This window comes from Xanthomonas sp. SHU 308, from assembly GCF_000364645.1.
GTDB classification, from domain to species: Bacteria; Pseudomonadota; Gammaproteobacteria; order Xanthomonadales; family Xanthomonadaceae; genus Xanthomonas_A; species Xanthomonas_A sontii.
In genome coordinates, this window is record NZ_AQOK01000870.1 from 1 (window position 1) to 3,933 (window position 3,933).

The 3,933-nt window shown below is 70.4% G+C and carries 4 protein-coding genes and 1 pseudogene; 2 read left to right on the top strand and 3 right to left on the bottom strand.

What is annotated here, in order from left to right; genetic code table 11:
• Nucleotides 1–403, bottom strand: a pseudogene (locus D588_RS0122525) (molybdate ABC transporter permease subunit); the annotation flags it as partial.
• 4 nt (nucleotides 404–407) lie between these two features.
• Nucleotides 408–1,430: a sulfate ABC transporter substrate-binding protein gene (locus D588_RS0122530; RefSeq protein ID WP_017917609.1), complete on the bottom strand. Its 1,023-nt coding sequence runs from the start codon at nucleotides 1,428–1,430 to the stop codon at nucleotides 408–410.
• Nucleotides 1,431–1,622: 192 nt separating this feature from the next.
• Between D588_RS0122530 and kbl the strand changes: the two genes are divergently transcribed.
• Both kbl and D588_RS0122540 read left to right on the top strand, forming a co-directional pair.
• The gene (gene kbl / locus D588_RS0122535; protein ID WP_017917610.1) at nucleotides 1,623–2,825 is read left to right on the top strand and encodes a glycine C-acetyltransferase; all 1,203 of its coding nucleotides are present in this window, start codon (nucleotides 1,623–1,625) and stop codon (nucleotides 2,823–2,825) included.
• A 1-nt stretch (nucleotide 2,826) separates the two neighbouring features.
• Complete coding sequence (locus D588_RS0122540; RefSeq protein ID WP_017917611.1) at nucleotides 2,827–3,219, top strand: hypothetical protein; 393 nt, start codon at nucleotides 2,827–2,829, stop codon at nucleotides 3,217–3,219.
• On the opposite strand, the gene D588_RS0122545 is transcribed toward D588_RS0122540, so the two are convergent.
• On the bottom strand, nucleotides 3,170–3,933 hold a 764-nt coding region (locus tag D588_RS0122545), incomplete at its 5' end, for a pseudouridine synthase (RefSeq protein WP_017917612.1). The genes D588_RS0122540 and D588_RS0122545 overlap by 50 nt on opposite strands.

The window sequence follows — 3,933 nt, forward strand, 5'->3', positions numbered from 1 at the left end:
GTCCGATCCAGCCGTTGCTGCCGTACAACGCGGTCAGGGCGATGCCGGCCACCGCGGTCGGCAGCGCGAACGGCAGATCGATCATCGCGTCGAACAGGCGCTTGCCGGGAAAGCGATAGCGCACGAACACCCAGGCCACCCAGGTGCCCATCACCGCATTGAACGCGGCCGCGGCCAACGCGGTGCCGAAACTCAAGCGCAACGCCGCCAGCACCCGCGGCTCGCTCCACACCCGCCACACGCCGTCCCAGCCCAGCCCGCTGGTCTTGAGCAGCACCGCGAACAAGGGGATCAGCACCACCAGTCCCAGCCAGGTCAGGGTGATGCCCAGACTCAGCCCCAACCCCGGCATCACCCGGCGCTGGCGCGGGGCGCGGGCAACGGCGGCGGCGGTCACGGCCATCGCGTCACTTGCTCGCCTGGATCTGGTCGAACAGGCCGCCGTCGTCGAAGTGCGTGGCCTGCGCCTTGGCCCAGGACCCGAACGCCTGATCGATGGTGACCAGGCGCACCTTCGGCAGCCGCGCCAGATCGGCGCGATCGGCGTACTCGGGATGGCGCGGGCGGTAATAGTGTCTGGCCGCGATCTTCTGTCCTTCCGGCGAGTACAGGTACTTCAGGTATTCCTCGGCCACCGCGCGGGTGCCGTGCTTGTCCACGTTCTTGTCGACCAGCGCCACCGACGGCTCGGCCAGGATCGACAGCTTCGGCACGACGATCTCGAACTTGTCCTGGCCCAGTTCCTGCTGCGCCAGGAACGCCTCGTTCTCCCAGGCCAGCAGCACGTCGCCGATGCCGCGCTGGACGAAGGTGGTGGTGGCGCCGCGCGCGCCGGTATCCAGCACCGGCACGTTGCGGAACAGCGCGCGCATGTAGTTGAGGATGCGTTCGCGGTCGCCCTTGAAGATGTGGTCGGCGTAGGCCCAGGCGGCCAGATAGTTCCAGCGCGCGCCGCCGGAGGTCTTGGGATTGGGCGTGATCACCGACACGCCGCTGCGCAGCAGGTCGGGCCAGTCCTTGATCCCCTTCGGATTGCCCTTGCGCACCAGGAACACGATGGTCGAGGTGTACGGCGCGCTGTTGTCGGGCAGGCGCGTGGCCCAGTTCGCATCGATCAACTTGCTCTTGGCGGCGATCGCATCGACGTCGTAGGCCAATGCCAGCGTCACCACGTCCGCCTCGACCCCGTCGATGACCGCGCGCGCCTGCTTGCCGGAGCCACCGTGCGAGGTCTCCACCGCGACCTGCTCGCCGGGATGCAGTTGCGCCCAGTGCCTGGCGAAGGCGGCGTTGTAGTCCCGGTACAGCTCGCGGGTGGGATCGTAGGACACGTTGAGCAGTTGCGTCTCGGCGGCGGCCGCGGCCCCGGCGAACACGCACAGTGCGAGCGCGAGCAGCGGGCGCCAGCGGCGCGGCGGAAGGCTGGACATGGGCGGTTCTCCGAAAACACACAGGCCGACGCCGCGGCCGATACCCGCCGCGGACCATGACGCATGCTGCGCAGCGGCAGGCGGCGGGTGAAATGACTTCCCGGCAGCGGCTCATGCCATTTGCGCATGACGGCCGCGGCCGGCGCGGGCGCCGCGGTAAAATCGCCCTTCTTTCCGCCGCGCGTGCCCGTCATGACCGACTCCCGCCTCACCCAGCACTACGCCGAGGAACTGGACGCGATCCGCGCCCAGGGCCTGTTCAAGTCCGAGCGCATCATCGTCGGCCCGCAGGCGGCGGAAATCGTCCTCGCCGACGGCCGCCGCGTGCTGAACTTCTGCGCCAACAACTACCTGGGCCTGGCCGATCATCCGGCACTGATCCAGGCCGCCAAGGACGCGCTGGACACGCACGGCTTCGGCATGGCCTCGGTGCGCTTCATCTGCGGCACCCAGGACCTGCACAAGCAACTGGAAGCGCAGATCGCCACGTTCTTCGGCACCGAGGACACCATCCTCTACGCCGCCTGCTTCGACGCCAACGGCGGCCTGTTCGAACCGCTGCTCGGCGAGCAGGACGCGATCATCTCCGACGCGCTCAACCATGCCTCGATCATCGACGGCGTGCGCCTGTGCAAGGCCAAGCGCTTCCGCTACGCCAACTGCGACATGGCCGACCTGGAAGCGCAGCTGCAGGCGGCCGACGCCGCCGGCTGCAAGACCAAGCTGATCACCAGCGACGGCGTGTTCTCGATGGACGGCTTCATCGCCCCGCTGGACGAGATCACCGCGCTGGCGAAGAAGTACAACGCGCTGGTGCACATCGATGAATGCCATGCCACCGGCTTCCTCGGCGCCAGCGGCCGCGGCTCGGCCGAGGTCAAGGGCGTGCTGGACCGGATCGATATCGTCACCGGCACCCTGGGCAAGGCCATGGGCGGCGCGCTGGGCGGTTTCACCACCGGCCGCCGCGAGGTGATCGAACTGCTGCGCCAGCGCTCGCGACCCTACCTGTTCTCCAACTCGCTGCCGCCGCACGTGGTCGCGGCCGGGATCAAGGCCTTCGCGATGCTCGACGCCGCCGACGACCTGCGCGCGCGCCTGGTCGAGAACACCGCCTACTTCCGCGAGCGCATGGCCGCCGCCGGGTTCGACATCAAGCCCGGCACCCATCCGATCTGCCCGGTGATGCTGTACGACGCGCCGCTGGCGCAGCGCTTCGCCGAGCGGCTGCTGGAGGAAGGCATCTACGCCATCGGCTTCTTCTTCCCGGTGGTGCCCAAGGGCCAGGCGCGGATCCGCACCCAGATCAGCGCCGCGCACACCCGCGAGCACCTGGACCAGGCGATCGACGCGTTCACCCGTATCGGCCGCGAACTGGGCGTACTCGCCGCCTGAGATGCGCGCCGCGCTGCGCCAACGGCTGTTGCTGGCGGCGCAGACCGACGCCCAGGCGCAAGCGCTTGAGGACGGCTGGGAGACCCGCTGCCTGCATTGCCGCCGGCGCCTGCGCCTGCGCGCTGACGGCGAACCGCTCGGACACAGCACGCTGGAACACGTAGTGCCGCAGGCCTGGTTCGGGCGCCGCGTCGCCGCGGCGCTGTGCGCCCAGGTGGGCGACGATGCCAACGATGCCCGAAACCTGGCGCTGGCCTGTGCCGGCTGCAATCACGCCAAGGGCCGCCACCACGATGCACGCGGGCCGCAGGATGCGCGCGCCCGTGAGGTGGTGGTGGCGTTACTCAGCGCGCGGCTGGCGCGCTGGCGTCCGCCGCCGGCGCCAACGCCGTGACTTCGGCGGCGCTGAGCTCGCGCCACGCGCCCTTGCCCAGGTCGCCCAGTACCAACTCGCCGACCGCCACCCGCACCAACCGCAGCACGTCCAGGCCAAGCACGGCCAGCAGCCGCCGGATCTGCCGGTTGCGTCCCTCGTCCAGCACCACTTCCAGCCAGGCATGGCGCTCGCCCTGGCGCAGCAGGCGCGCCTGCTTGGCCCGCAGCGGTTCGCCGTCGTCGACCACGCCGGCACACATCCGTGCCAGCAGCGCAGCGTCGGGCACCGCGTCCACCTGCACGTGATAGGTCTTGTCCGGGCCGCTGCCCGGATCGGTCACCCGCGCCGCCCACTGCGGGTCGTTGCTGAACAGCAGCAGGCCCTCGCTGGCCTTGTCCAGGCGCCCGACCGGCGCCAGCCACGGCAGGCCGGCACCGTCGAAACAGCGGTACACGGTGTCGCGGCCACGCTCGTCCTGCGCACTGGTGACCAGCCCGCGCGGCTTGTTGAGCATCAGGTACCGGCGCGCGGTGTCGGCCAGCGGCGCGCCGTCCACGGCCAGCCGGTGGCGGCCCTGCAGGATCGGGAATTCGGGATCGGTGACGATGCGTCCGTCGACGGCGACGCGGCCGGCGGCGATCCAACGCGCGGCCTCGGTGCGCGAGCACAGGCCCAGCTTGGACAGGGTGCGGGCCAGGCCGTGGCGCGGCACGGCCGGCGCGGTGCTGCGCG